Below are 772 nucleotides of genomic sequence, written 5' to 3'. Positions count from 1 at the left end.
TTGCTCCTTGAAGATGAATATTCAAACAGGGCTTCAAATTCCTACATAAAGCGTCTTAGACAATCAAAACTTGACCCTTCCAAGGGGTTAGAGGCCTTTGATTTTAGCTTTCAACCAAAGCTAAACAAAAAGAAGATCCTAGATCTTCAGGGTCTAAGATTTATCACCGAAAAAGAAAACATCATCTTCATGGGGAATCCTGGTGTAGGCAAGACTCACCTTGCAAATGCCCTTGGACTTGAGGCCTTAAAAAGGGGATACAAAGTAAAGATGTTGTGTATGACTGATATGTTGACTATGCTCACAGCCTCAAGAGGAGATGGCACCTACAATAAGATATTCAAAGAACTTGTCTCATTGGACCTCCTTATTATTGATGAAATAGGCTTTAAGAAGGTCCCTCAAGACGCTGTGGATGAGTTTTTTGAAATAGTAAAAAGACGTCACGAAAATGGCTCAATAATAATCACCACTAACAGGTCTTTTGAAGACTGGGCCAATGTGTTTGGTGACCAGGTACTGGCATCAGCCATAATAGACAGGCTGGTTCATCACTGCCATATAATAAAAATAATAGGTCCAAGTTACCGTATGAAAAACCTGAAAGAAAAAATTCCAAAATAAACTCATTGCCGATACTCATAAAAAGAACCAGCTCAAACGCCAAAGGCGCCCGAAGGGGCGGGCCATGGATGGCCCGATTTGAGCTGGCCAAAAACAGGATGTTTTATAAAAATGTTTCATGGACTAATAATGCCTATTGCAACTAAGT

1 protein-coding gene is annotated in these 772 nt (G+C 40.0%); it reads left to right on the top strand.

Going from position 1 to position 772, the window contains the following annotated elements; translation table 11 throughout:
- Positions 1–624: IS21-like element helper ATPase IstB (istB, locus tag DBT_RS11630; protein ID WP_083186796.1), on the top strand; the 624-nt coding region annotated here is incomplete at its 5' end.
- Positions 625–772: the final 148 nt, after the last annotated feature.

The sequence above is a fragment of the Dissulfuribacter thermophilus genome (assembly GCF_001687335.1).
GTDB lineage: Bacteria > Desulfobacterota > Dissulfuribacteria > Dissulfuribacterales > Dissulfuribacteraceae > Dissulfuribacter > Dissulfuribacter thermophilus.
This window is presented reverse-complemented; position numbering and strand designations above follow the sequence as displayed.